20 protein-coding genes and 2 tRNA genes are annotated in these 26,832 nt (G+C 52.0%); 17 read left to right on the plus strand and 5 right to left on the minus strand.

Annotation, left to right across the window (positions count from 1 at the left end):
- The first annotated feature begins 29 nt into the window (after positions 1-29).
- Together Q0L26_RS04135 and Q0L26_RS04140 are read left to right on the plus strand one after the other, a co-directional pair.
- Positions 30-3,080, plus strand: coding sequence for a UrvD/REP family ATP-dependent DNA helicase (locus Q0L26_RS04135; protein ID WP_296647796.1), 3,051 nt, complete (start codon positions 30-32; stop codon positions 3,078-3,080).
- The gene (locus Q0L26_RS04140) at positions 3,073-6,207 is read left to right on the plus strand and encodes an ATP-dependent DNA helicase (protein ID WP_296647798.1); all 3,135 of its coding nucleotides are present in this window, start codon (positions 3,073-3,075) and stop codon (positions 6,205-6,207) included. Before Q0L26_RS04135 ends, Q0L26_RS04140 begins: the two co-directional genes overlap by 8 nt.
- A gap of 2 nt (positions 6,208-6,209) precedes the next feature.
- Here Q0L26_RS04140 and Q0L26_RS04145 read toward each other — a convergent pair whose 3' ends face one another.
- Complete coding sequence (locus Q0L26_RS04145) at positions 6,210-7,343, minus strand: phosphotransferase (protein WP_296647801.1); 1,134 nt, start codon at positions 7,341-7,343, stop codon at positions 6,210-6,212.
- A gap of 69 nt (positions 7,344-7,412) precedes the next feature.
- On the opposite strand from Q0L26_RS04145, the gene nudC reads away from it, so the two are divergent.
- Both nudC and Q0L26_RS04155 read left to right on the plus strand, forming a co-directional pair.
- Positions 7,413-8,384 (plus strand): NAD(+) diphosphatase, encoded by a 972-nt coding sequence (gene nudC, locus Q0L26_RS04150; RefSeq protein WP_296647804.1) that lies wholly within the window; start codon positions 7,413-7,415, stop codon positions 8,382-8,384.
- A 6-nt stretch (positions 8,385-8,390) separates the two neighbouring features.
- Positions 8,391-10,070, plus strand: coding sequence for an ATP-dependent helicase (locus Q0L26_RS04155; RefSeq protein WP_296647807.1), 1,680 nt, complete (start codon positions 8,391-8,393; stop codon positions 10,068-10,070).
- Between the two features lie 30 nt (positions 10,071-10,100).
- On the opposite strand, the gene Q0L26_RS04160 is transcribed toward Q0L26_RS04155, so the two are convergent.
- Together Q0L26_RS04160 and Q0L26_RS04165 are read right to left on the minus strand one after the other, a co-directional pair.
- Positions 10,101-11,150 carry a hypothetical protein gene (locus Q0L26_RS04160; protein ID WP_296647811.1) on the minus strand — a complete coding sequence of 350 codons (1,050 nt, stop codon included), beginning with the start codon at positions 11,148-11,150 and terminating at the stop codon, positions 10,101-10,103.
- Positions 11,151-11,184: 34 nt separating this feature from the next.
- Positions 11,185-12,528, minus strand: coding sequence for a zinc-dependent metalloprotease (locus tag Q0L26_RS04165; protein ID WP_296647813.1), 1,344 nt, complete (start codon positions 12,526-12,528; stop codon positions 11,185-11,187).
- A gap of 69 nt (positions 12,529-12,597) precedes the next feature.
- Here Q0L26_RS04165 and Q0L26_RS04170 point away from each other — a divergent pair, with 69 nt between their 5' ends.
- From Q0L26_RS04170 to rdgB, 9 genes are all read left to right on the plus strand, one after another.
- Positions 12,598-13,695, plus strand: coding sequence for a S16 family serine protease (locus Q0L26_RS04170; protein WP_296647816.1), 1,098 nt, complete (start codon positions 12,598-12,600; stop codon positions 13,693-13,695).
- Between the two features lie 39 nt (positions 13,696-13,734).
- On the plus strand, positions 13,735-16,608 hold the full coding sequence (locus tag Q0L26_RS04175; RefSeq protein ID WP_296647819.1) for a UPF0182 family protein: 2,874 nt from the start codon (positions 13,735-13,737) through the stop codon (positions 16,606-16,608).
- Positions 16,609-16,684: 76 nt separating this feature from the next.
- Positions 16,685-16,758: transfer RNA gene (locus tag Q0L26_RS04180), tRNA-Met, on the plus strand.
- Between the two features lie 127 nt (positions 16,759-16,885).
- Positions 16,886-17,734: a hypothetical protein gene (locus Q0L26_RS04185; RefSeq protein WP_296647822.1), complete on the plus strand. Its 849-nt coding sequence runs from the start codon at positions 16,886-16,888 to the stop codon at positions 17,732-17,734.
- A 111-nt stretch (positions 17,735-17,845) separates the two neighbouring features.
- On the plus strand, positions 17,846-19,063 hold the full coding sequence (locus Q0L26_RS04190) for a trypsin-like peptidase domain-containing protein (protein WP_296647824.1): 1,218 nt from the start codon (positions 17,846-17,848) through the stop codon (positions 19,061-19,063).
- Positions 19,064-19,097: 34 nt separating this feature from the next.
- Complete coding sequence (locus tag Q0L26_RS04195) at positions 19,098-19,397, plus strand: DUF3039 domain-containing protein (RefSeq protein WP_296647827.1); 300 nt, start codon at positions 19,098-19,100, stop codon at positions 19,395-19,397.
- 35 nt (positions 19,398-19,432) lie between these two features.
- Positions 19,433-20,236 (plus strand): glutamate racemase, encoded by an 804-nt coding sequence (murI, locus tag Q0L26_RS04200; RefSeq protein WP_296647830.1) that lies wholly within the window; start codon positions 19,433-19,435, stop codon positions 20,234-20,236.
- Positions 20,237-20,254: 18 nt separating this feature from the next.
- Positions 20,255-20,992: a ribonuclease PH gene (gene rph, locus Q0L26_RS04205; RefSeq protein ID WP_296647833.1), complete on the plus strand. Its 738-nt coding sequence runs from the start codon at positions 20,255-20,257 to the stop codon at positions 20,990-20,992.
- On the plus strand, positions 20,992-21,570 hold the full coding sequence (rdgB, locus tag Q0L26_RS04210) for an RdgB/HAM1 family non-canonical purine NTP pyrophosphatase (protein WP_296647835.1): 579 nt from the start codon (positions 20,992-20,994) through the stop codon (positions 21,568-21,570). Before rph ends, rdgB begins: the two co-directional genes overlap by 1 nt.
- On the opposite strand, the gene Q0L26_RS04215 is transcribed toward rdgB, so the two are convergent.
- Positions 21,563-22,228, minus strand: a complete 666-nt coding sequence (locus Q0L26_RS04215; protein ID WP_296647838.1) for a VTT domain-containing protein — start codon at positions 22,226-22,228, stop codon at positions 21,563-21,565. The two genes, rdgB and Q0L26_RS04215, sit on opposite strands and share 8 nt — an antisense overlap.
- A 1-nt stretch (position 22,229) precedes the next feature.
- Positions 22,230-22,301: transfer RNA gene (locus tag Q0L26_RS04220), tRNA-Arg, on the minus strand.
- 75 nt (positions 22,302-22,376) lie between these two features.
- Between Q0L26_RS04220 and Q0L26_RS04225 the strand changes: the two genes are divergently transcribed.
- The 4 genes from Q0L26_RS04225 to Q0L26_RS04240 all read left to right on the plus strand — a co-directional run bounded on the left by Q0L26_RS04225 (position 22,377) and on the right by Q0L26_RS04240 (position 26,746).
- A complete protein-coding gene (locus Q0L26_RS04225) occupies positions 22,377-23,327 on the plus strand; it encodes a glycosyl hydrolase family 32 (protein WP_296647840.1) in 951 nt (316 codons plus the stop codon).
- Positions 23,328-23,465: 138 nt separating this feature from the next.
- Positions 23,466-24,770 carry an ABC transporter substrate-binding protein gene (locus tag Q0L26_RS04230; RefSeq protein WP_296647843.1) on the plus strand — a complete coding sequence of 435 codons (1,305 nt, stop codon included), beginning with the start codon at positions 23,466-23,468 and terminating at the stop codon, positions 24,768-24,770.
- 132 nt (positions 24,771-24,902) lie between these two features.
- The gene (locus tag Q0L26_RS04235) at positions 24,903-25,883 is read left to right on the plus strand and encodes a sugar ABC transporter permease (RefSeq protein ID WP_296647844.1); all 981 of its coding nucleotides are present in this window, start codon (positions 24,903-24,905) and stop codon (positions 25,881-25,883) included.
- The gene (locus tag Q0L26_RS04240; protein WP_296647847.1) at positions 25,880-26,746 is read left to right on the plus strand and encodes a carbohydrate ABC transporter permease; all 867 of its coding nucleotides are present in this window, start codon (positions 25,880-25,882) and stop codon (positions 26,744-26,746) included. The genes Q0L26_RS04235 and Q0L26_RS04240 overlap by 4 nt, the downstream gene beginning before the upstream one ends.
- The last annotated feature ends 86 nt before the right edge of the window (positions 26,747-26,832 follow it).

A 26,832-nucleotide genomic window follows, 5' to 3' on the forward strand; every position in this document is an offset into this window, starting at 1 on the left:
TGTCGGCAGCTCGAGGTAGTTTTGAGGGCATGACTTTCACCACTGTTTTTGGAGCGCCCGGCGCTGGCAAAACCACGGTTTTGAAGTCAAAATTTGAGGCTGCCTTAGCTGATGGTCTTGGCGCAAATGACATTCTGGTCATCGCCGCCAGCCGCGAGGCTGCTAATGACTTGCGAGATGAACTAGCACTCAAACTTCAGGCTGCGACCTCGGGCGACCTGGCCCGAACGCTAAATTCCTGCGCATTCGAAATTTTGCTTGAGCGAGCCGCAGCGCAGGGCTCCCGAATGCCCGAGCTAATTAGCGGTAGCGAACAAGATCGAATCTTGGCCGAGATAATCGAAAGCCACCTCGATGATGATCTTGAGCAGGCTGGTTGGCCCAAACACATCAACAAGCAGGTGGTTGCGCTAAATGGTTTTAGATCTGAGCTTCGCGATTTGATTTCGATTAGCCTCGAGCACGGGGTAGACCCTGATGAACTTCGGGGGATTGGCTTGCAGTTTGGTCGTGCTGAGTGGGTTGCCTCCGCCGATTGGTTTGACGAATACCTTGTTTCAGTTGGGGCATTCGAAAACCGATTCGACTCGGCTATGTTGCTTCGCGAGGCTATTTCGATTCTCAAGACTTATAAGTGGCCTCAACGGTTGCTAGACCTCAAGTTGATTTTGGTCGACGATGCCCAAGAGTTGACCCCGGCGGCTAGCGATTTCATCGCTGTTCTGGCAAGCAAGGGTGCTTCACTTGTGCTGCTTGGTGACCCAGATTCTTCAACCCTTGGCTTTCGCGCGGCTGACCCACGAGCCATGGCAAACCTTGCTGATCGAGTGGCGGGCATCCAAGGCAAAAAAGTTGACATCGAGGTGCTTGATGCTTCATTGATGGAACGTGCCGAGGCGATCAGTGCCGCACTTGGCCGAGTCTCAGCGCAAATAGATACTGCTCGGGCAGGTCGCCAGCGAAAGGCCTTGGTTGCCAGCAAGCCTGACGCTGAGACAGTTATTGGGCGAGTGTTCAATCAGCCTCAAGAAGAGTTGGCCTGGTTGGGTCGAAGCCTGCGCGAGGCTCACCTATATGACGGCATCGCTTGGAATGAAATGGCTGTGGTTGCCCGTTCGCGCGCTGCTCTAGAGCAATTGTCAGCGGCCCTGGCCTATGAGTCTGTTCCGCTCCAGATTGTCGGTTCTCAATCGCCACTGCGCGATGAATTTGGCTCTCGAGTGCTGCTGCGCTTAGCGCAAGCTTGTTTTTCATCCGAGGCAATTCAAATCGAGCAGGCAATTGAATTTTTTAGTTCGCCGCTTTGTGGGCTTGACTCACTTGGGCTGCGCAGATTGCGAAGAGCTCTTCGGCGCGAAGAATTGCAAAACGAGGGTTTACGCAATAGCGATGAGCTGATTGTCGAGCTGTTCAATGCCGAAGGTTCAATCGCAACAGTGGCTAGCCAAGAGGGCAAGCGGGTCGATGCCTTTTTGAAGCTTTATTTCGAGGCACGCAAGATTGCCGGCGACGATTCAGCATCGATTGAAGATTTGCTCTGGCACATTTGGAACACTTCTAACCTAGAAAAATCATGGAGAGAGACAGCCCGAGGAGTAGGCGAGGTTGCGGTTCAAGCTAACCGAAACCTCGATGCGGTAGTTGCACTTTTTGCTGCCGCCAATAGATACGTCGAACGAAACCCGGGCGCTGATCCGAGGTTGTTTGTGAACCAACAACTTGCGCTTGGTCTACCCGAAGACACCTTGGCTCTCAACAATCAATCAGCCGATTTGGTTTCGCTGGTTACCCCATCTGGGTTGATTGGCCGTCGATTCAAACTGGTTGCTTTGCCTCAACTGATTGAGGGTGTGTGGCCAAACTTGCGACCAAGGTCTTCTCTGCTGGGTGCAACCGCACTGGATGCACTGAAATCTGGTCGAGTTGACGATCCAAATGAATTGAAGCGCTCAGAACTGCCAGACGAGCTTCGAATGCTCTACAAATCGGTAGGCGCTGCGAGTCAAAAAATCTTGGTGTCGGTGGCTAACAGTGAAGACACTCAAACCTCGCAATTTGTGAACCTTCTGTTGGGCGGTGTGCCTGAACCGATCAGCCATTCCACCGCAGCTTTGAGTTTGCGTGGAATGGCCGGCTCACTTCGTCGCCGATTGGCTACCTCAACTGTTGAATCTGAAACAGATTCATTGGCTTTGGGGTTGGCTCGCTTGGCCTCTGCCGGTGTTGCCGGTGCGCATCCTGACAGTTGGTATGGAATGTTGCCACTGTCGACCATTGAGCCTCTGACTGATTTGCAAGACCCAGAGGCACAGGTTTATGTGCGACCTTCTCAACTCGAAAGTTTTTTGAAGTGCCCGCTGCACTGGTTCCTTGGGGCACATGGTGGTTCTGATTACACTTTCTCGGCAAACCTTGGAACTCTGCTGCACAAGTCATTCGAACTGGCCACCGAGATTAACGAAGATGCCCTCTGGCAATTAGTTGATTCAAAATGGCACACGCTCAAATTTGAGTCTGACTGGTTAGAACAAGCCGGTCGCCGCCGAGCGAAAAAGATGATTGCCAACATGGTTCAGTACATCCGAGAATTTGAATCGGCCGGCGGGCAGGTAATCGGCAGAGAAGTGAATTTTGAGTTTGATCTGGGTCGGGCCAGAGTTCGCGGTCAGGTAGACCGCCTTGAGCTTTACCCAGATGGTCGCGTGATGATTGTCGATCTCAAAACTGGTGCAAAAGATTTCACCAAGGATGAAGCCCAAAACCATGCGCAGCTGGGGCTCTATCAACTGGGTTTTGAAAATGGCGCTTTCAGTCATTTGGATGGCCTGTCTAAGGCCGAAACACTAGGTGGCGCAAAATTGCTGTTGGTCGGATCGAAACTCGCAGAGCGAACTCAAGACAGCATCGCGACAGACGAGTTTGCTAAAGAAAAGTTCGAGCAAATGGTTGCTTCAGCAACAACGGGTATGGCAATGACAGACCACGTCTTTGTGGCCCAGGTTGGCTCGCATTGCACCAACGAGAACGAATTCGGAAGTTGCAAACTGCACTTGACCAAGGCGGTGTCATTTGGTGGCTAAATTCACTGCAAACCAGGTTTATCGAGTAATCAAACCTTTCGACCTAACTGCCGAGCAAGCAGCTGCCGTCGAGCTTGCCAGCACTAATTCGCCTTCGCTAATTGTTGCTGGTGCTGGCAGTGGCAAGACCGAACTAATGGCAGTTAGAGTGCTCTGGCTCGTTGCAAATGGTGTGGCAACTCCAGAACAAATTTTGGGCCTCACTTTCACCCGAAAAGCCGCAGCCGAATTGAGCAAGCGAATTTATGAGAGTCTGCTGAAACTTCGTGACACCGAGATGTGGCCCGAAGATCTCGACTATGACTTTGTGGCACCGACCATTTCTACGTACAACGCCTATGCCAATAACTTGTTTCGCGATAACGCACTCGCAATTGGTTATGAACCCGAAGCTGTGCTGCTATCAGAAGCCGCGGCTTTTCAATTGGCGCGCGAGGTTGTTCTCAAACAGGGAGCGTCTGTAGATTCTCGACTTGCTGATGTTGAGTCGAATCTGAATTCGATTGTTGAAGCGGTGCTGGCCATGGCTGCCTCGATGAATGACAATCTGGTTTCGGCGCAAGAGGTTGAAGGCGTCATCGAATCGGTGGTTTCAGCCTTAGATAACCTGCCAAAGCGTGAGGGTTCTTCTGATCTAGCCAAATTTGCCTACATGGATTCTCTGTTCACGCCGATTCTAGGCACCCCAATCATTGCCAAACTTGCAGACGCTTATCGAGCTGAAAAACAGAAACAGGGATTTGTTGATTATTCAGACCAGGTAGTGCTGGCCGAGCGAGCTGCGCGATTGATTCCTGGTGTGGTTGCGCAGGTTCAAGAGTCTTTCAAACAGGTTTTGCTAGATGAATATCAAGACACCTCGTTCTTGCAGACCAAACTGCTTCAAAACCTATTCGGTGGCACGTCGGTTTTTGCTGTTGGCGACCCGAATCAGTCAATTTATGGCTGGCGTGGGGCAAGCGCTTCAAACCTCACCAACTTTTACCGAGACTTTGGTGCCGAATCGGCAAGCGCCAACTTCACGCTCTCTACATCTTGGCGAAACCCGGGTGTAGTTCTCGAACTGGCGAATGACCTAATCGGTGACCTCAAAGTCGTTGAGCTGAAGCCCTCGCCACATGCTGAGCAAGGCGAGATTTCAATCGATTTTTGCCAAGACCTAAAGAGTGAAGCCGAGAGGGTTGCTCAATGGTTTAAGGCTCGAAATTCTCCTGACCAGACTTCAGCGTTATTGCTTCGTAAACGCAGCCAAATGCATCTATTCGTTGAAACTCTAGAAGCCGCAGGTCTCGAGGTTGAGGTAGTTGGTCTCGGCGGGCTGCTAGAAATGCCTGAAATTGTTGATTTGGTTAGTGCCCTCAGGGTTTTGCATAGTCCGCAAGCGGGTTCTCAACTAATTCGGCTACTCACTGGCCCACGCTGGAGGATCGGTGCCAAAGATATTGAGCGCCTCAGTCGCTATGCAAGTCGCCGGGCCAAGATTGACGAAAATCTGCGCGATCGCCAACAAGAAGGATTCGCCCCTGAAGATGCAGTTTCGATAGTCGATGCACTTGACCTTCTGATCGAAGACAAAAGCCCAGAAAAAGCTGGCTTCTCTGATGTTGGCCTAGCTCGAATGCTCGATGCGGCGCGGCTACTCAGAACTATGAGGCGCCAGGTAGGTCTTTCACTGGTTGATTTTGTGAGGTCGGTCGAACAAGAGCTGTGGCTCGACATCGAGGTTCTAGCGAATCCACGACGCAAGAATCCGATGGCACATCTAAATGCTTTTGCCGCGATCGTTGCCAACTATTCCGCAAATAATCAGCAGGCTTACCTCGGAGCATTTCTCGATTGGCTTGATTTTGCTGATCAACGCGAAAAGTTTGAAGTTCCAACCTCTTCACCTGAACGAGGTGTTGTGCAAGTGCTCACCATCCATGCGGCTAAAGGTCTTGAATGGAACAACGTTGCAGTTGCAAACCTCATCGAAGGTGATTTTCCGAGTAATCGCGGCGGATCGGGCTGGATTAAATTTGGCGAGCTGCCATACCCGTTGCGCGGCGACCACGACGCGCTTCCGGTTTGGAACTATCAAGGGCTCAGTTCGCAACCGCAGGCTAAGAGCAGCGTCGAAGATTTCAAGTTGGCCATGAAGAACCATCAGCTGAATGAAGAACTGCGCCTGATGTATGTTGCCGTTACCCGCCCGAAGTCTTCACTGTTACTCACCGGTTCTTACTGGAAGCCAGGCAATAAAAAACCTCGCGAGGTCTCACGTTTTCTAGGTGCGGCACTCGAAAAAACCAAAACTGAAATCTCTGCAATCGAGTCCGAGGTGAATCCACTAGAAGCAGTTGCCCTGGTTGAGCAGTGGCCGTTAGACCCTTTGGGTGAGAAGCACAGAAAAGCGCTTCAATCGGCATCTGAACAAACCCTGGATGCCATTGAGAGGTTAGAGCTTGAGAAAGCTGGCATAGATTTTTCTAACCAAATTCAGGCCGACATTGATCTGTTGCTTGCTGAACAGGCCGAGCGGCTAGCTAGCCAAGCTGTGGTCAAGCTGCCGGTGCGAGTTCCTGCTTCGAGTTTCAAAGACTATGTGGTTTCAATCGAAGAATTGCTCGAAAGGTTCAGAAGACCGGTTCCGGCGAAGCCATACAAAGAAACCCGAAAGGGCACACTGTTTCACGGCTGGGTAGAACAATATTTTGGTGTGCCGACAAATAACGATGTGACTGAAATTGAAGACCTCATTGAGAATTTTGAGGCATCCCGCTGGGCCAAAATGAAGCCCGTTTCGGTTGAGCAAGAGATTCAATTCACGGTTGCCAAAAATACCTTCATTTGCAAACTTGATGCTGTTTTTGAGATCGATGGAGGCATTGAGATTGTCGACTGGAAGACCGGAGAACCGCCTAAAGACGAGCAAGATTTAGCCGATAAATCATTGCAATTGGCGCTGTATCGTCTTGCCTACTCGAAATTCTCTGGGCTTTCACCTGATCAGATTTCGGCCAGCTTTTATTACGTTACCCAAAACCTTGAGATTCGACCAAATCATCTGCTCGACGAAAAACAATTGCTAGAACGTTGGCATGAAGCAATTGAAAAGGCTAGCGCCACAGCAGGCGAGGCAGAGTAAAACTAGAAGAGTTCGTTGTCAGTCTTTGCTGGCAGCTCGATTGGTCGAGTTTTGTTGTCGTTGTACTCAACTGCAACTTCAACTTCTTCAACTGACTCGACAGTTAGGTCGATGATTTCAAGGTCGTCTTCATCGGCAGCCATGGTGAATTCTTCGGCACTCAAGGTTTCGAATGCCTCAACCGGTTCGATCACTGGTTGGCTTATGGCTAGGCGCCCAATAGCCCCAGTTTCTACGTCGTTGGCCAGCAATTCGAGTGTGCTGGTCGCATCGGCAATGGCATCTTCGTCACCGGTTGCAATGGCGTGCAACAACCACTTAGCAATGTCGAGTTCGTTATAAAGCGTTGCGCGGTGACGCAGGCCTTCATCTTGGTGGCGGTGATTTTGGCGATAAACATCAAGAATGCTGTCGCTGAGTTCATAAAGGCCAGTTCCGAGAATCCAAGCAAAGTCTTCGGCTGGGTCGCCGATGTGCAAGCTGGTCCAGTCGAGAATGCCGGTGACTTCACCGTCAGCCTGAAGCACGGTTTCTGAGCTGAGTCGAGAGTGAATGACGGTTGGCTTGAAACGGAACAGGCTGATGTCTTCGAAGGCTGATTCCCAGCGGCCAAGCAGCACTGCTGGAACCTTGCCCGATTCAAGGATTCGGTCAAGCTCAGCAACTTTTTTGGCAGCTACCTGGGCCACATCGTATTCAGGCAAGTGTGCATCCTGAACAAGTTCGAGTGGCAGGTTGTGAATGCCTGCGATTGCCTTACCGATGCTGGTTGACAGGCTTGAATCAGCTTGAACTGTCTCGATTTGAGTTTCGTTGCCGTACACGTATTCATAGACGTAAACCGAAGTACCAAATTCATCCTTGGTTTCGCCAACCATACGCGTGACACCAAACGGCAATTGTTCTCGAACCTCAGCAGTCAGCGCTTTCAGGGCACGCAATTCAAGTTCCTGATCGGTTCCTGCCTGTGCGCTGTTAGCAACGCGAACCACAAAATAGCTGTTGTCATTAGCAGTCAGGAGTGCTGAGTCGTAGTGGCCGGCGGCGCCATTAGAAATTCTGCGCACCTGGTGAAAGTCAATGCGGGGCACTGCGTCTTTAGCAAGCGCCGCTAAAATCAAAGAAGATTTGGCCATGAAATTCAGAGTAGAAGATAACCATTGCTTCACCTCGCAGCGCCACGCGAATCACGACAGAGAGAAGCCATGAACGAGCCCTTGAACTTGCCGCTGGCACGCTCAGCTGTCGACCGCGATTACCTTTCTCGAACTGATGAAAACCTTTTCGAAACGCTAGCCGCAAATGCAAACACCCGGATGGTTGCCTTGCACCAGGGCAAAGTTTTGCTCGAAGAGTCTGGCAGCGCCCTGCTTCCGCAACTTCGTCTAATTTCTCTGGCCGAAACTCTCTCGACTCAAAAGCTCGATGGCTCGCTGATGGTCTATCTCGGCAAAACCGAATACTTAGAACGTGATGTCGAGCCTGGCTCGGCGTTGGTCCTCGTGGTTCTCGACGAAGGTCAGGCCATGGCGATCGAGCCAATTGCTAAGAATTGGCACCAACTGAGACGCACGGGTGCCGGCCTATCTGAGCGCGACGCCGGAATATATGCCCAGGCTTTAGCACTTGCCAACTGGCATGAAACCCACCTATTCTGCCCTCGATGTGGCTCAGCGACCCAGGTTGTGCAGTCGGGCTGGGTTCGTTTGTGCCCGGTTGATGCTCACCAGAACTTTCCGAGAACAGACCCAGCAATCATCGCTGCTATTACAGATTCGCAAGATCGAATTTTGCTTGGCTCGCAGGGCATCTGGGAGGACAACCGCTGGTCAATTTTGGCTGGTTTCGTTGAACCAGGGGAGTCACTCGCAGCTGCTGTGAAGCGAGAGATTTTTGAAGAGGCCGGAGTTCGAGTTATCAACCCGCAGTTTCAGGGCAGCCAGGCTTGGCCTTTTCCATACTCCCTGATGGTTGGGTTCACGGCTCAGGTTGACCCAAATTTTGAGCACCTTGAATTGAACCCAGATGGCGAAGAAATTGAAAAACTTCGCTGGTTCAGTCGCGAAGAAATTCGATCTGAGGCTTCTAATTTGTTGTTGCCAAATCGAATTTCAATCTCGAGGGCGCTTATTGAGCAATGGTTTGGTGGGCCAATCGAATCTGCCACCGAGCGGTAGGTAGTGATGGATCCCGAACAGATTCTAGAAAACCTCGACCCCGAGCAGACTCTTGCCGCTCGATCGTTAGTCGGCCCAACCTGCATCCTTGCTGGTGCTGGAACAGGAAAGACCAGAACCGTCACGCACCGAATTGCCTATGGCATTGCAACTGGTTACTACGCTGCCAATCGAGTTTTGGCATTGACTTACACCAACCGTGCTGCTGGTGAATTGCGAGCCCGACTGAGACAGCTCGGAATCGGTGCAGTTTCAGTTAAGACTTTTCACGCAGCTGCGTTGGCCCAACTTGAGTACTTCTGGCCGCAATTCGCTGGTGTGCCAGCCCCGAGCATCATTCAGTCAAAGTCAAGGGTGATCGCTCAGGTTGCCGATGAGGCCAAAATTCGCCTGGATGCCGGAGCGCTTCGGGATTTTGCCGGCGAGATCGAATGGCGCAAGTTTTCGATGCTGAGCCTCGACGAATATGCGCAAGTAGCCAAAACCCGAGACAAAGTTGCTGGTTTGAGCTACGAAAAAAATCTTGAATTACAAAAAGCCTACGAAGAAGCAAAAATCAAAGCCCAGAAGATTGACTGGGAAGATGTCTTAATTCTCACCCTGGGCATGCTTCGGGCCGAACCGCGCGCTCTGGCCCATGTTCAACAGCAATACCGTTTCTTTACCGTCGATGAATATCAAGATATTTCGCCGCTTCAGCACGCCTTGCTCGATGCTTGGTTGGGTAATCATTCAGATCTCTGCGTTGTGGGCGATCCAAACCAAACAATCTATTCATTCACCGGAGCCACCAGCGAATATCTAAGAAACTTTGCTTCGCGCTATGAAGGTGCAACTGAGATTCAGCTGACTCGCAACTACCGCTCAACTCAACAAATTGTGAATTTTGCGAACCGTCTGACCGCAGATTCTGATTTGGTAGAGCCATTGGCATCTCAGGGCGAGGTTGGTTTAGCTCCTAGAACAATTGCTTTCGCAACTGTGGCCGACGAATGTGCCGCGATTGCCAACGCCATCAAGACCAAGATCGAACAGGGTGTGAAGCCAAGTGAAATTGCGGTTTTGTACCGAGTCAATGGGCAATCCGAAGCCATTGAGAACACGCTAGCCCAGGCCGCAGTCGACTATCAAGTGCGCGGCGGAGAACGATTCTTCAATCGTCCAGAGATACAAGCCGCGATTCGAGCGATTCGTGCTGAGGCAGTATCGCCAACCGACAAAGACCTTTTTCACGCCGTTTCAGATATCTGTAGGTCTATGGGTTGGCAGTCGCAACAACCGACCGAACAGGGTTCTGCTCGCGAAAAATGGGAATCATTGAATTCGCTTTTGGCCATTACCGAAGAGTTGCCAGCAGGGGCAACCATGATGGATTTCGCAAAAGAAATTGAAGAGCGTCAGCGTTCTCAGCACGAGCCGGTAAAAGCCGCGGTAACCCTTTCAACTATTCACGCGGCCAAGGGCCTCGAATGGGACGTAGTTTTCATCATGGGGCTTACCGAGGGTTACCTGCCGATTACTTATGCGCTTACTGACTCAGCTATTCGCGAAGAGCAACGTCTGCTCTATGTTGGCCTTACCAGGGCCAGACGTGAACTTAATTTGAGTTGGGCACGACAAGAGCTAACCAGTTCGCGCGAGCGTGAACAGTCACGGTTCTTAGTGAAATTGCAGGCCCGAGGCTAAATATTTAAGCCTGCGAGTTCTACCGACCCACTAGCGTTGGCAATCGCAACCGTCTGCAACGGGCCACGTGACAGCGGTGACTTCACCAGTTTCTAGATCAAGCTCGTATCCGGTCGAATTTTTTGATTCAATTTGAAAACCAGCCCAAGCGTCGAGTGTTGCTAGACATTTTTGCAAGGCCAAGCCGGCACCAAACATCGAACTCGCGGCATCATCAAACTTCTGTTTTCGACCGATTAGCTGGCTAGCAATTACCGGCCAGTTTGCGTCTTCGTTCGCTTTGAAGTGCTCGAGGCAGAGAAGGCAAGCGCTTTGGCTAGCCAGAATCATCGGGCTGATGAAAACGCGGTGGCTCGAAAAGGTGATGGCAAGGTGAGGAATGTCTCGATTGAGCCAGCGCGCATATCGCTTTGGCTGAATAACCTGTTGACCGATCAAAATTGCGCAATCAACCGCGTCGAAATTTCGGCTCACATTTTCGTCGATAAGAATCGCTTCTGATTGGTTCGGAGAAGCCGCCAACAGCGAATTGACCGCATCGATTTTGGGTCTACCGAGAAGTTGCTGAACATAGCCACTGGGGCCAAGGTTCTCTACTTGAACTGAACTGTTATCGGTGGTAAAGATCTTGCCAACCCCTGCTGCTGCCAAACCCAACGCCAAAGTCAAACCCGCACCTGCAAGGTCGTCGATAAATACTTTTCGAAGGCCTCTAATTGCCAAAACTCGTTCTCCGTCAGAGCCGGTGTTCAAACTCGCACGGATAATCTCGGCAAACGCACTCTGAACATAATCAGCTGAGATTAGCGGGGGCTTGGCCTTGCCATTGGTTTCGACCGGCGTCTCGAGCAGTGGGCCCAGCGCTTCAAGCACAGTTTGAGTTTCAGATTGCTTGAGCCCCAGGCCGGCCGCAAAGTCGGGCAAATGCTGGTCGGCAATACCTTGATAAAGTGCCGCAATTAGGCGCTCTTGAGCAGGAGTGATTTGACCGATTACTGCACGTTTGCGGCCAAGGCCGATTTGCAAGGTTCTAGTGTCGTGCCAGACCGATTGTTCTTGAGGATTAAGTCGAATAACCATGACCAGATTCTGGTCGAGGTGAGTTCAATCTGCGCTAGTTATCCCCAAGCAAATCGCGAAGGGCTTGATCAAAGTCTTCATTCTCAGCTTTTGAATTTTGTAGACGCGAAATTAGCGCGTGTGGGTCGGCAATGTCCTCGGCTGTAGGCACAAGATCTGGGTGATTCCACAGGTCATCACGCTTTTCGATGCCCAATTGATTGGTGATTTCACGCCAAAGGGCAGTTGCCTCACGCAGTTTGCGTGGGCGAAGTTCCAACCCAACCAAAGTTCCAAAGGTGAGTTCGGCCGGGCCACCGGTAGCTCGACGGCGTCTAACCGCTTCACCAATAGCTGCCGATTTTGGCAATAACTTTGTTGATTCTTCGGTCACCACGTCAACCCAGCCCTCAATTAGAGCAAGCAATGTCTCTATGTTGTCTAGCGCCTGCTGCTGGTCTTGGGTGCGGTCAGCGATGAAAGCACCGGTTTCGAGGGCCTCGCGCAATTCATCCATGTTGTTTGGGTCAAAGTCTTGAGTCATCTCGGTAACTCGGTCGTTGTCGATCGTGATTTCGCTCGCATATTTTGCAATCTGAGAAACCACTGCATCGCGTAGCCACTTGCTGTGCTTGAAAAGTCGCGCGTGAGCCATCTCACGGATAGCGAGGTAGATGTAAGCCTGGTCAGGTTCGACTTCAAGACCGGCCACGAATTCATCGAGATTTTGGGGAACAAACGCTGCTCGCTGATCTTTGAAAAGTGGCAATCCAATGTCGCCGCCTGAGATCACCTGGCTCGACATTTTTCCGATGGCCTGGCCAAGCTGCACGGCAAACAAGGCCCCGCCGGCGGACTTCATCAATCCGGTAGCGCTGCCGAGAATAGAAGCCAATTCTTCAGGTGCGTTCTGGGTCAAGTTTTCGCTAAGTGCGGTGCTCATGCGATTGCCAACCGGGTTTGCAAGGTCTTCAAACAAAGGCATGGCGTCGGCAACCCACAATTCACGGCTTTGCAACTTAGGTTCGCTGGTCAGCTCTGAGATTGCGGTGGCTGCATTCAACCAAAGTGAACCAACTGAAACCGCAGCGTGCAAGGCTCCTCGGGTTGAATCTTTGATTGCCACGGATGCTTCGCCGGCAACTGTCTTGGCTTGATTCGCAGCGAGTTGCCAGTTGACGCCACTCTCGCCGGGGTTAGCACCAGAGAGGCCACTTGCTCCCATCGCGTTTTGCAGGTGCTTTAAAAGATCGGCTAGGGCGGCAGGGTCTTTTGGCAAGCCAATAGCCTCAGCTAAAGCTTCTGGGTCTTGACCATTTTGATTCGCGAGAAAGGCTTTCATGAAGGCCTCGAACTCGTCCTTGCTCATGCCGCCGTTTGACTCATTGTTGTCGTTCATGTTTTCCTAACCTTTGATAAACATAATCCGCCTTAGGCTTAAGTCATTCCAGCCAAAGAAAGGGTTTCGTTGAGTCTTCAAACTCCACCAGATTCAGCCGAACCTCAGAATGCTGCACCCAAGACCCGCAAGTTAGTCGGTTTAGTTCTTGTGCTGTTTTCAGCTATCGCTCTAATGGCTACCGCATTTGTTCCAATGCCTTATGTCATCGAACAGCCGGGACCAACTTTCAACACCCTCGGTGGTGAGATGGGCGAATACGTAATTGAGATTGAAGACACAGCAAGTTACCCGACCACCGGTCACCTCGAACTTTTGACGGTTGGCATTGTTGGTTCTCGAGATAGTGCGCCTACTCTGCTGCAGGTGCTTTTAGCTTGGATAGACCCTCAAAAGAGTGTTTTACCAATCGATCAAGTTTTTCCGATCGGCCAATCATCAGACGAAGCTGAAGCTGAAAGCTCAGCCATGATGGAGATCTCTCAACAAGACGCGATTGCGGTTGCCTTGACCAAACTAGGCTATCAGGTTCCACTGCACCTTTACATCAGCAAGGTTTCTAAGGCGATGCCGGCGTCGGGCAAATTGGTTGCCGGTGACTTCATTATTGGCATGGATGACCAGGTCATCGACACCTACGAGCAACTGGTTGCCTACCTAGATAAATCAGATGGCAAAAAACCCATTGCTGTCACCGTGCTTCGTGATGGAGTGAAGAAAACCTTCGACATTACTCCGACCAAAAACAAAGCCGCAAAGCTAGTTATGGGCGTAGAAGTTAGTTATAAATATGACTTTCCGGTGAAAGTGAAATTGCAACTTGCTGATGTGGGCGGCCCGTCAGGCGGAATGATGTTTGCGCTAGGTGTGTATGACAAACTCACCCCTGGTGAGCTCACCGGCGGAGCGTTTATTGCCGGTACCGGCACCATCTCGCCAACCGGAAAAGTTGGCGCTATCGGCGGAATCAGCTACAAAATGCTCGGTGCTAAAGCAGCTGGAGCAAAATATTTCTTGGCACCTGCCGATAACTGTTCAGACGTAATTGGGAACATCCCAGCCGGTCTCGAGGTTTTCAAAGTAGATAACTTTGACCAGGCCCTTGCTACCGTTGAGAAAATTGGTTCAAAGCAATCGCTCTCAGGGTTAGCCCGCTGCACCAAATAGCTTTTAGCAACAACCTGCACACTACGCATCAGGAGAAAAATGTCATCTGCTTCAACGCCGACTCAAAACCGCCGACGTTCACCGTTCAGAATTGCTCTGATCATTGTGGCAGTGATTGCCGTAGCGCTAATCGGCGCATCCAGCCTCTATGTAGATAACCTTTGGTTCGCCCAGCTTGGCTACAGTGAGGTTTTCATCACACAGATTCTGGCTCAGATTGGCGTGTTCACTGCGGCCGGTTTGTTCATGGCTTTGGTCACTTGGCTAGGTTTTTACCTTGCATATCGCACCCGCCCGATCTATGCAAAATTCCCAGATGAGAACAACCCATTTGCTGGCCTTCGCCAGTTAGTTGAGCAGCTGCGCAAGGTAGTCATGATCGGCCTGCCACTTTTGCTTGGAATCTTCGGTGGCGTTGCTGCAGTTTCAAAATGGCCAGTGGTTATCACCTGGTTGAACCGCACCTATACCGGTGAAGTCGACGCCCAGTTCGGTCTAGACATTTCGTTCTATCTATTTGACCTACCTTTCTTGAAGGCATTGGTCGGTTTCGTGTCGGCAGGTGTACTTATCTCAGGTCTAATTGCGGTTGGCGTGCACCTCGCCTACGGCAACCTGCGCTTTGGTGTTCGCCAGGGCCGCATGGGCAAGTCTGCTCGCATTCAATTGGCGGTCACCGCTGCGATCTACCTGGTTGTTCAAGGTGCTTCACTGTGGCTTGACCAGTATTCAACTATGACCAGCTCATCTGGTCTATACACCGGTGCAACCTACGCTGACGTGAACGCGACCATCCCAGGTTTTCAGATTCTGGCATTGATTGCCCTGGTGCTAGCAGCGCTATTTTTGGTCGCCGCAGTTATCGGAAAGTGGCGCTTGGCAATTATGGGCACCGCGCTCATGGTGGTCAGCACTATGGTTCTAGGCGGCCTCTACCCGTGGTTGGTTCAGCAGTTTCAGGTTGGCCCGAACGAGCGAACCATTGAGGCTGAATACATCGATCGCAACATTGCGGCAACTCGCGCGGCCTATGGCCTAGACGCTGTTGAAACCTCTGAGTACGCGGCTAAGACTGATGCCACCCTTGGCGCTTTGCGAAAAGATGCCGAGACCACTGCCAACATTAGAATCATCGACCCAGCTTTGGTTAGCGCATCGTTCAAGCAGCTTGAGCAGTACAAGCAGTATTACAACTTTGCGACCCACCTGGATGTTGACCGTTATTCAATCGACGGTAAAACTCAAGACACTGTTTTGGCAGTTCGAGAGCTAGACCAGGCTGGCCTAGGCGACTCTCAGTCTTGGTACAACAACGTTGTGGTTTATACCCACGGATACGGTGTGGTTGCTGCCTACGGTAACCAGCGATCAACCGAGGGTCAGCCAGTGTTCTTGCAGAAGGGTATTCCATCTGATGGATTGCTCGGAGAGTACGAACCACGCATTTACTTTGGCGAGAAGTCTCCGGTCTACTCAATCGTTGGTGCCAAGTCAGATGTTCCACTTGAGCTTGACTACCCAGCGGGCGACGGTGAAGCAGACCAGACCTACACCACCTTCTCTGGCAACGGTGGTCCAAAGCTAGACAACATTTTCACCCGTTTGTCCTACGCGATGAAGTTTCAGAGCGAGCAGATTTTGCTCTCTGACGCCATCACCAACGACTCGCAAATTCTCTACAACCGCGACCCTCGTGAGCGCGTTGCGGCAGTTGCGCCTTACCTAACTCTCGACAGCGACAGCTACCCATCGATTGTTGATGGGCGAGTGGTTTGGATCGTCGACGGTTACACCACTTCGGCAAACTACCCATACTCGCGCGCTGAAGATTTCGGTAACGCAATCACCGACAGTAGCTCAGTCGGCACCGGCGGCAAGATCAACTACATTCGCAACTCGGTGAAGGCCACCGTCGACGCTTATGACGGCAGCGTCAAGTTGTATGCCTGGGATGAAAAAGACCCGATCCTAAAGACCTGGTCGAAGATTTTCCCAAGCACCCTGCTTCCTATCTCTGAAATGTCAGGCGAACTGATGTCACACGTTCGCTATCCTGCCGATTTGTTCAAGATGCAGCGTGCCATCCTTGGCACCTATCACGTAGATGACGCCGGTTCGTTCTACTCGCAAGAAGACGCATGGATGACCCCGAATGACCCGGTGTCAGCAAGCTCTTCAAGTAGTTCGGCTAACCTGCAACCGCCTTATTACTTGACCATGCAGGTTCCTGGAACCACCTCGCCAGCATTCTCGATCTATTCGACATTCATTCCGCGTTCAACCGGTGAGGCAAGTCGAAGCGTCTTGAAGGGTTACTTTGTAGCCGATTCAGATGCTGGTTCGGTAAAGGGCAAGGTTTCGCCAAACTATGGCAAGTTGCGTCTGATGACGCTGCCGGCTAGCACGATTGTGCCGGGCCCAGGTCAGGTTCAAAACTCGTTTAGCTCAGACTCAGAAGTTTCAAAGCTTTTGAATATTTTGCGACAGGGTTCAACCACCGTACTTAACGGAAACCTCTTGACACTGCCGGTTGGTGGCGGTTTGCTCTATGTTCAGCCGGTTTACATCAAGTCAACTGGTGAAACCAGCTTTCCGCTGCTCAAGAAGGTGCTGGTTGCCTTCGGCGACAAAATCGCTTTTGAAGACACCCTGGATGGCGCCCTAGACGCACTATTCGGTGGCGATTCAGGCGCCAATGCTGGCGATGGTGATGGCACGGTGAGCCCTGAGCCGGTAGACCCTACCGACCCGGGCACCACCACAAACGTTGCTCTGCAAAATGCTTTGGCCAAGGCTAAGGCAGCAATGCTCGCTCGTGACGCAGCTATGGCTGCTGGTGACTGGACTCTCTATGGAGAAGAAGATGCCAAGCTAAAGGCTGCAATTGAGGCAGCCATCGCGGCTTCGAAGTAACTGAAACTGCTGGTTTTACCCCGCAGCTGATCTCGATTAGAGCAATCGCCTTTGGCGTGTTATAGTTGAGGTTCGCCGCGGGGTGGAGCAGTTCGGTAGCTCGCCGGGCTCATAACCCGGAGGTCGTAGGTTCAAATCCTGCCCCCGCAACTAGAACGAAAAACTCGATTGGTCTTTGACCGGTCGAGTTTTTTGTTTAACCGACCGGTTTGGTGGTCTACTTCAGTCGCTGTGCATAACTTAAATCCGGTTTATCGCAGAGCTTTAGCCTCGTGGCATGTTCACTTTTCAGAAAATACCGATGGCTGTTGGTCTCGCGCTGATGTTCAGTTTGTTGGCACCGATGGCAAATTCTGCTCATGCGGTAACTCCTTGTTCGGCTAGCGCAGGTTCAGCAGGCTTTCAGCATGGCTCCTATGTGTCGGGCAGTACGGTGATTATTTGTGCCGTAACCAACGTGGTGGTGCCCGCCAGAACCGTCACCACGGTCGTGAGCGGCCGAACCAACACACCAGGGTCAACAGCGCCGGTGACCCGACCGCCAGCCCCTCGATTGCCAGCCTGGCAAAATCACTGGCAACCTGGGCAGCACATCGTGGTAGCCCCGGTGAGTCATGTCGTCACAACTCCGCAGCGTTCGGTTACACCGCCGGCCCAAAACACCAATAACGGCCAAGCGATTTTTACCCCAAGCGGGTTAGTCGCTGCGGTGAGCCCATCGAGTTCGCTCACTATTGGCCAGGCTGCGACCCTCACTTCTAACGCCAAGACACATTTTCGCCAGGGAATCATCCTCGGAAGATCTGCCGAAGTTAGGTTCTTGCTTCAGTCGGTTAGTTGGAAGGTCGATTCAGCTTCTGCGTCAACCAAGACCTTTGTTTGGTCTCCCGATCAAGCTGGCAATTATTCGGCAACCGTGAAGGCAAATTACAGCGTTGCCTATCGCTTCTTGAGCGGGGGAGCCTGGGTGGTTGCGGCAAATTCGGTGACACTGAGTGATTCCTTAGCGCTCAACGTTGATACCCAGCCTCAGACTCAAGCCAGCGTGGTTGAAAGTAGTCCTGCTCAGGTACTACTGGTCGGTGCGCCCTGCAGTCGGTATTCGACGAGTTTCGGCTGCCATTGAGACATTGCCCCACACGGGAATAACCTTTCAGGTTTCTTTCAGTTAGTTTTCATAAACTAATCAGGCTGGGTTGGCATTCTGTAGCCAATCGATAAAGCATGAAAGGTTCCAATGTCTGACTACAACCGCCAATTCACCTTCGATGTGGCCCAGGCCGCTTATCCGGTTAAGGTAAAGCGAACCCTTCGTCAGAAACTTGCCGCCAAAACAACCTTTCTAACCGGAACCGCAGCTCTAGCAGTAGGAGCGATTGTCGGCGGAGGAGTAGGTGCCGGCGTAGGTATCACTGCTTTCAACTACTTTTCTCAGCCAGCACCCGTCGTGGTGAACAACACCTCGCAGGTTAATTGGGTAACGGCCGCAGCATCGGTGGCCTCGCCATCAGTAGTGACCATCAGTGTTGCCGGCGCCGACGGCGGTGGCACCGGTTCAGGTGTGTTCCTAACCGAAGATGGCTACATTTTGACTAACACTCACGTGGTAACTCTCGATGGTGCAACCGCCGACCCAACCATTGAAGTCAAAACCTGGGATGGCCACGTGCTTGACGCCAAGATTATTGGAACTGACCCAACTAACGACCTCGCGGTAATCAAGGTTGAATCTCCGCTAACTTTTACTCCAATTCAATTCGCAGATTCTTCAGCGCTAAACGTGGGTGAACAGGTTGTAGCACTTGGTGCGCCGCTAGGCCTCGAGAACACTGTGACCGAAGGTATTGTTTCGGCGCTAAACCGAACCATACAGGTTGCTTCTGCTGCTGCACCAGATTCTTCAGGTGGCAGCCTGCAGCTTTTCAACGGCTCTGGTAACGCCACCAACCTTCGCGTTATTCAGACCGATGCAGCGATTAACCCTGGCAACTCAGGCGGAGCGCTAGTTAACGAGAAGGGCCAGTTGGTTGGCATCAACGTAGCTATTGCCACTGCAGGTTCGGCCACCGGTTCATCTGGAAGCATCGGTGTTGGTTTTGCGATTCCTTCGAACGTGGCTCACCGAATTGCAACCGAGATCATGGCCACAGGTAAGGCCAGTCACGCTCTCCTTGGAGCCTCGGTTGGTGATGCCGCTGCATCAAAGGCAGCCGGCAGTTTCACAGTCGGTGCTGAAGTTATGGCACTTACCGATGGGGGAGCCGCGCAGGTTGCTGGCATCCAAGTTGGTGACATCATCATTGGTTTCAATGGCGTAGACATCAACTCTGCAAAAGAACTAACCGCAGCTGTTCGTCAAGAAGCCGCAGGTGCTGAGGCCGAAGTGGTCTTCATCCGCGACTCAAAAGAACAGACCGTAAATGTAGTCTTGGGAGATGCAACCGAACTCAAGTAGTTGGTTGGCCTAAGACACCGCAATAAGGAGCATCATGAGTGATTTTGGATCAGAGACCGTTGGTGGCCAGAGTTCTGGCTCAACTCTGCTCGAAGAGGTAACTCAGAATGTTGAGCCAGGCGACCACGAGCGCAATTCGCACTATGTTCGCAAAGAAAAGATCGTTGAGTCAGCAGTTCTAGGCACCCCGGTGATTGCGCTTTGTGGCAAAGTTTGGGTGCCCGGTCGCGATCCACAGAAGTTTCCGGTTTGCCCAACCTGCAAAGACATTTATGACGGGCTTCGACCAGAAGACCCTAAGAGCAAAGATCAGGGCTCGGGCGAAGGCAATTAGCCGGCAGTTCTGGTGCCAAAGGTAGACTTAGCAACGTGAATGACGCTCCTATTGGCATTTTTGACTCCGGTGTTGGCGGGCTTACCGTAGCCCGTGCAATCATCGATCAATTGCCCAACGAGTCGATCATTTATGTCGGTGACACCGCCAACACCCCATACGGCCCAAAGAGCATCCCAGAGGTTCGCGAGTTAGCGCTCGCCGTAATGGATCGCCTGGTTGATGAGGGTGTCAAAGTTTTGGTCATTGCCTGCAACTCGGCCTCAGCAGCCGTTCTTCGCGACGCTAGAGAGCGCTACACGGTTGGTCGCGGTATTCCGGTGGTAGAGGTTATTCAACCCGCTGTTCGCCGTGCAGTAGCCGCCACTCGCAATCGCAAGGTAGGCGTTATCGGCACTCAGGCCACCGTTACTTCGAAAGCCTACGACGACGCATTTGCGGCCGCGGTAGACCTTGAAATCACCAGTGCGGCTTGCCCAGCTTTTGTAGATTTTGTTGAGCGCGGCATAACCTCTGGCCCTGAACTCCTGGCCGCTGCCGAGACCTACCTTGGCCCGATTCGCGCTGCTGGTGTTGACACCCTAGTTCTTGGTTGCACCCACTATCCGCTGCTCACCGGTGCCATCTCTTATGTCATGGGCGAAGAGGTAACTCTGGTCTCTAGTGCAGAAGAAACCGCCAAGGATGTCTACCGAACTCTGGTGGCACACGATTTGCTTCGCACAGCTAAGTCAGCACCGAGTCTGCGTTTTCAAGCCACCGGCGATGCCGCTTCATTTGAAAAACTCGCCAGACGTTTCTTGGGCCCTGAAGTGGCTCAGGTTGAACTTTTAAAGTAACCAAAACTAAGGAGCACCATGACCGTTCGCGCCGATGGCAGAACCCCAGATCAACTGCGCAAAGTAACCATTGAGCGCGGCTGGAGCGAACATGCCGAGGGCTCAGTCTTGGTTTCTTTCGGCGGAACCAAAGTGCTTTGCACCGCGTCTTTCACCTCGGGTGTTCCGCGCTGGAAAGTAGGCAAGGGTGAAGGTTGGGTAACTGCCGAGTACGCAATGCTTCCGCGTGCAACTCACACCAGAAACGACCGAGAAGCAGTCAAGGGCAAAATCGGTGGTCGCACCCACGAGATTTCGCGTCTAATTGGCCGCAGCCTTCGCGCCATCGTTGACGTTCGCGAACTTGGCGAAAACACCATTGTTATCGACTGTGATGTTCTGCAGGCTGATGGCGGCACTCGCACCGCTGCAATTACCGGTGCTTATGTTGCATTGGCCGATGCCATCACTTGGGCACGCGAGCACAAACTCATCAGTGCCAAAGCTAAGCCGCTAACCGACAGCGTTGCCGCTATCTCGGTGGGCATTATCGACGGCGAGCCATTCCTTGACCTGGCATATACCGAGGATGTTCGCGCACACACCGACATGAATGTTGTGGTTACCGGCTCTGGCAAGTTTGTTGAGGTTCAGGGCACCGCTGAAGGTGTTCCCTTTGATCGCGATGAACTAAACGCGCTTCTTGACATTGCACTCAAGGGAACCACCGAGTTGACCCAAATCCAGTCGCAGGTTCTGGCAGAGGCCCTCAACTAATGCAGTTGGTTTTGGCGACCCACAATCAGCACAAAGTCGCTGAGGTCGGGGCTATCCTGGCCAGCTCTGTTGAAGAGCTCGAGCTTATTGGATATGACGGCCCAGAGCCAGTTGAAGACGGCACGAGTTTTCTAGAAAACGCAATGATCAAGGCTCGAGCAGCCTTCGAATTTACTGGTCAGCCATCAATCGCCGACGATTCAGGTCTGGCTGTAGAAATTCTCGGGGGAGCACCTGGAATCTTCAGTGCTCGCTGGTCGGGCACTCGTGACAACGTCACCAATCGTCAATTGGTCTTGGCCCAACTTCAAGATGTGAAGCCTGAACATCGTGCCGCTTCGTTCGTTTGCACGATCGCCTATGTTGACGCCGAGAACGAGATCAGTTTCACCGGAATCTGGCCAGGTCGCATTGCTCCAACCGAGCAAGGTGAACACGGTTTCGGTTACGACCCGATATTTATCCCAGATGGTTTTGAAGTTACAGCTGCCGAACTCGAACCAGAAGTTAAAAACTCGATGAGCCACCGAGCACTGGCATTAGAACAATTGGCCAGCTACCTGCAGGCAATTAGCTAATAATCGATTCGGCCTTGTGCTCGCGTCTTGCGCGAATTACCTCGAGTGCAATCGGAATTGTCGAAACGATGACAAAACCGATGGTGAAATACTCAACGTGCTGGGCAACAAATGGAATCTTTCCTAAGAAATAGCCAAGTAGCGTTACGCCAGTACCCCAGCCAATAACTCCAAATACGTTGTATTTCAAAAAGCGACGGTAAGGCATTTGCCCGATGCCAGCAGCTACCGGCACAAAGGTGCGCATTACTGGCACAAAATGAGCAAGGATGATTGCCCTCGCCCCATAGCGCTCAAAGAAAGAGTTGGTGCGGTCTACGTTTTTTTGGCTAAACAACTTCGACTCTTGCTTGTTGAAGATGGCAGGCCCTGCTTTTCGGCCAATAAAGTAGCCAGTTTGGTCGCCCAGCCAAGCGGCTAGCGAAATCATCGCGCATGCCAACCAAATTGGCACTGGCCAAGGGTCTCCGCCGGTCGGAAAAACCACGTCTCCGGTCGAAACCATCAAGCCGGTTACAAATAGCAGTGAATCGCCAGGCAAGAAGAAGCCGACCAGCAATCCGGTCTCGATAAACACGATCGCGCAGACGCCAATCATGGCGAACGCGCCAAACGACTGGATTAGGGTTTCAGGCTGTAGCCATTCGATTCCAAACATGTGCCCCTAGCAGGATTCGAACCTGCGCTTTCGCCTCCGGAGAGCGACGCTCTATCCCCTGAGCTATAGGGGCCAGGGTGCGTTCTAAGCCTACCTTGGCTATGCCATAGGCTTTTTGCTTGTCCGTCGCTATTTACTGGGAGTTTGCATGGCACTTCGTTTACCTGGCCAATGGGTCTGGGATTCATGGTTTGTTTTCGATGGCGAAAAGCACCACGCCTTTTACCTTCAGGCAAGTCGTGCCCTGGGCGACCAAAATCGCAGACACCGCAACGTCACTGTTGGCCACGCCATTTCTGATGACCTAACCAACTGGACTGTCGTTGCGGATGCCCTTGCTCCAAGCGAGTCACCGGCACCAGATAGCTGGACAACCTGGACCGGCTCAGTGGTCCGTGGCGATGATGGCCTCTGGTGGATGTTCTATACCGGCACCAGCCGTGAAGACGCGGGGGAGCGCCAAACCGTTTGCGCTGCAACTTCGACCGACCTAATGGTTTGGACCAAAATCGATGACCTCCCAATCGTCGCTGCCGATTCACGCTGGTACAAAACCCTCGCCGCGGGGTTCGACAACGAGCCTTTCCGCGATCCGTGGGTATTTAAACTGCCAGGCCAGGATGTATGGACCATGTTTACCACCGCTGGCTCACCGGCCGCAAATAGTCGCCGCGAAGAGGCAATCATGGGAGTGGCTAAGTCGACCGATCTCAAGAATTGGTCTTTACAGCCGCCATTAGGTGCGCCAGGCCAAGGATTCGGCGAAACCGAGGTATTCCAGTTTGAAGTGGTTGACGGCGTGCCAGTGCTGCTGTTCTGTTGCGGCCCACTGTGGCTGTCAGACGAGCGCAAAGCAAATGGCGAGATCGGCGGCGTTTATAGCCTTGCGGTTGCTCCAGACCTGAGCGATGTAGATTTCAACCGAGCTGTGTTATTCCCAGATGTGAGCTTGTATGCGTCGAGGTTAGTGCAAGACAAAAATGGCGCCTGGAACCTAATCGCGTTCCTAAATAACGTGGATGGTGAGTTCGTCGGCGAACTTTGCGACCCGATTCCAGTAACTGCCCACGCCGAGTTAGGCGTGATTCCGCGGAAGTAATAAATCCGTGTTCTAAGCGTTTACAAAACGTTATCAAAATCGGCCACTTTTTCACCCACGACCCCTTTTTAGCGCAATAGAGTCATAGAGCACATTGATTGCAACCGCTTTCAGTGTTTTTCGAAAGGACATACAAGGATGAAACTAGGAACTCGTTTCCTCGCTGTTGCAGCTGTTTCAGCTCTAGCAACTGTGTCACTAACTGGCTGTGCTGCTTCAGGCGCTCCAGAGGGTGACGGCAAAGTAACCATTTTCGGTGGCTACGGTGAAGCCGACGCAAAGGCATTCCAGGAGAGCCTGACTGAGTTCGGTGACGCTAACGGCATCGAAATCACTTTCACCTCTCTTGCATCATTCGACAAGGACATCAAGGTCAAGATCGAAGCTGGCCAGGAGCCAGACATCGCTCTATGGCCACAGCCAGGTGGTTTGAAGGACCTTGCAGCTGACAACCTAGTTCCTCTAAAGGACGTAGTTGACCTACCTGCAATCCAGAAGACTCTTGTTCCAGGTTGGGACACCCTTGCAGTTGTTGACGGCGACATCTACGGTTTGCCAGTATCAGCAAACGTAAAGTCAATGGTTTTCTACAACCCAGCAGCATTCGCAGCTAACGGTTACACCGTTCCTACCACTGCAGCTGAGCTAGAGGCACTTGAGGCCAAGATCGTCGCTGACGGTTCAGGTTACCCATGGTGTGCAGGTATCGAGTCTGGTGGCGCAACCGGTTGGGCATTCACCGACTGGATGGAGCAGTACGTTCTTGACCTTTACGGTTCAGAGAAGTACGCACAGTGGGTTTCAGGTGAGCTTGACTTCGCTTCACCAGAGATCACCGCAGCTGCTGACGTAGTTTCAAAGCGTCTTCTTGCTGAGGGCCAGGTTAACGGTGGCGGCGCTTCAATGGCTACCGACGGCTTCGGTAACACCGCTCCTCTATTCGAGACCGGTGGCAAGGCTAAGGGCCAGTGCTTCATGCTTCGCCAGGGTTCATTCATCACCGGATTCTTCCCAGAGGACATCCAGGCACAGCTAAAGGCTGAGGACTACACCAACGCTGACGCTTTCCCGCTACCTGCTCCTGCAAACGAGGGTGCTACCGCTGGCATCCTTGGTGGTGGCGACCTAGCTGCTATATTCCAGGGCCACAACGACGCTGACGTGCAGAAGGTTGCTGAGTTCATCTTCAGCGCTGACGCTGCAAACAAGCTAGTTGGCAACGGAACCATCTCTCCACACAACAACTTCGACGCAGCTCTATACCCATCAGAGCTAACCAAGAAGATTGGTGAGGCTATGGCTTCAGCTCCAGTATTCGGTTTCGACGGTTCAGACCAGATGCCTTCAGAGGTAAACGCTGAGTTCTGGCTAGCAGGCACTGACTTCGTAGCTGGTAAGGCTACTTGGGCAGAGGCTGCAGCACGCATCGACGCTAAGTACTAAAAACTGATCAAATTAGGTCTCTAGCAATAGAAACCTGATGAGAACAAAAGCTTTGGCGGGGGAGCAATCCCCCGCCAAAGTGTTTTCACCAAAACTTGTATTATCGATTCAAACAAACATCGGAGTAACACTATGAACGACATACTCTTCGGAATCGGCGCCATCATCCTTGGCATCGCTGCCAGCTGGGGCCTGTACTGGGTTCTAGACTTCTTAGTTCGCTTACTCCCGGCTAAGACCCAAGAGCGCCTTCGCGCTTTCTCGTTCTTGCTTCCAGCCCTCGTGCTGTTGATTCTTATCTCGGTTATTCCCTTCTTTCAGACAATCGTTTGGTCATTCTTTGACAAAAAGGGCAAAGAGTTCATCGGCGTAGAGAACTACGTGACTCTTTTCACCGACAACAACTTTCTAGGAATTCTCCTAAACAACTTCTTGTGGGTGGCCTTTGTGCCAGTCATCACCGTTGGTTTCGGTTTGATCGCAGCCAACCTTTCAAACAACGTCGGCCCACGACGCGAGAAGATCATGAAGTCTTTGATTTTCATGCCGATGTCGATCAGCTTCGTTTCGGCAGCAACCATCTGGGCTTACTTCTATGAGTCACCACCACCGGGGCGACCTCAAATTGGTCTGCTAAACGCAATTGTTGAAGCTTTCGGTGGCGAGGCGCAGTCTTGGCTTCTAATGGATGCCGGTCGCCTCAACAGCTTTTTCTTGATGATTGTTGTGGTCTGGCTAAACGCAGGTTTCTCGATGGTTATGCTCTCTTCAGCTATCAAGGCTGTTCCAGAAGAGACCATCGAAGCCGCTCGCATCGACGGTGCAGGGCCTTTCAAGATTTTCACCGGCGTAATCATCCCGCAGATTCGCGGAACCATCATGTCGGTATTCATCACCACCGTTATCGGTGTCATGAAGATTTTCGACATCGTCTTGGCTATGACCGGCGGTAACTTCAACACCAGCGTTCTTGGTTACGAGTACTACCGACTCTTCTTCGTTGAATCAAACATCGGTGGATCAGCTGCGGTTGTTTCTATCCTTTGTATCTTGATTGCCCCACTCATGTGGCTTCAGATTCGCACCGCTAAGTTCCAGGAGGAAATCCGATGAGCACATTCCTAAACAAACTTCGCGCAGCGAAGCTCGGATCAACCCTTACCCTGTTGGCTTTGGTCCTGGTTTGGTCAACCCCAACTGTTGGTCTGCTAATCACCTCACTCCGTGAGCGCGACGAAGCAGCAGCTTCAGGTTGGTGGACAGCCCTATTCGACCCGTTCAACCAGGTCTGGAGCTGGGAGTCTTACCAGAAGGCGATTGACGGCGGCATGCTTGAGGCATTGCTGAACACCATCGTTATTTCGGTGCCGGCAACCATCCTTCCGTTGATCATCGCCGCTAACGCAGCGTTTGCCTTTACCTTCATCGAGTTCAAGGGTCGCGAAGTAATGTTCGCCGCTCTGGTCGCTTTGATGGTTCTTCCATTGCAGTCAGCGCTTATCCCAGTTCTAAAGGGAATGGTGTGGCTTAAGAAGAACGTTGGTATCGACATCGTCGGTAACTTTGCGGCGGCCTGGATCATGCACGCGGCCTTTGCGTTACCACTGGCAATTTATATCTTGCGAAACTTCATGATGACCTTGCCAACCTCATTGATTGAGGCAGCACGCATCGACGGTGCAAGCTACTACCAGATCTTCTGGAAGCTAATCTTGCCAATGTCTATGCCATCAATCGCGTCATTCGCTATCTTCCAGTTCCTTTGGGTATGGAACGACTACTTGATTGCCTTCATCTTCGTGGGCGAGCAAAAGTCTGTTATGACCTACAAGTTGCTTCGTTTGATTGGCCAGTATGGCGACGGATGGCAGACAGTTGCTGCCGGTTCGTTCATCGCACTGATTGTTCCGCTGATGGTTTTCTTCGGCCTGCAGCGTTACTTCGTTCGTGGTCTAACCGCGGGTGCAGTGAAATAAACCCAAGTTTTATCGAGGGCGGTTGTCTGGGTCTAAAAGCCCCGGCAACCGCTTTTTCGTTATGATTTAGGGGTACGTTCAACAAC

Origin of the sequence: Rhodoluna sp., from assembly GCF_024641065.1 — a bacterium.
In the GTDB taxonomy this organism is placed as follows: Bacteria; Actinomycetota; Actinomycetes; order Actinomycetales; family Microbacteriaceae; genus Rhodoluna.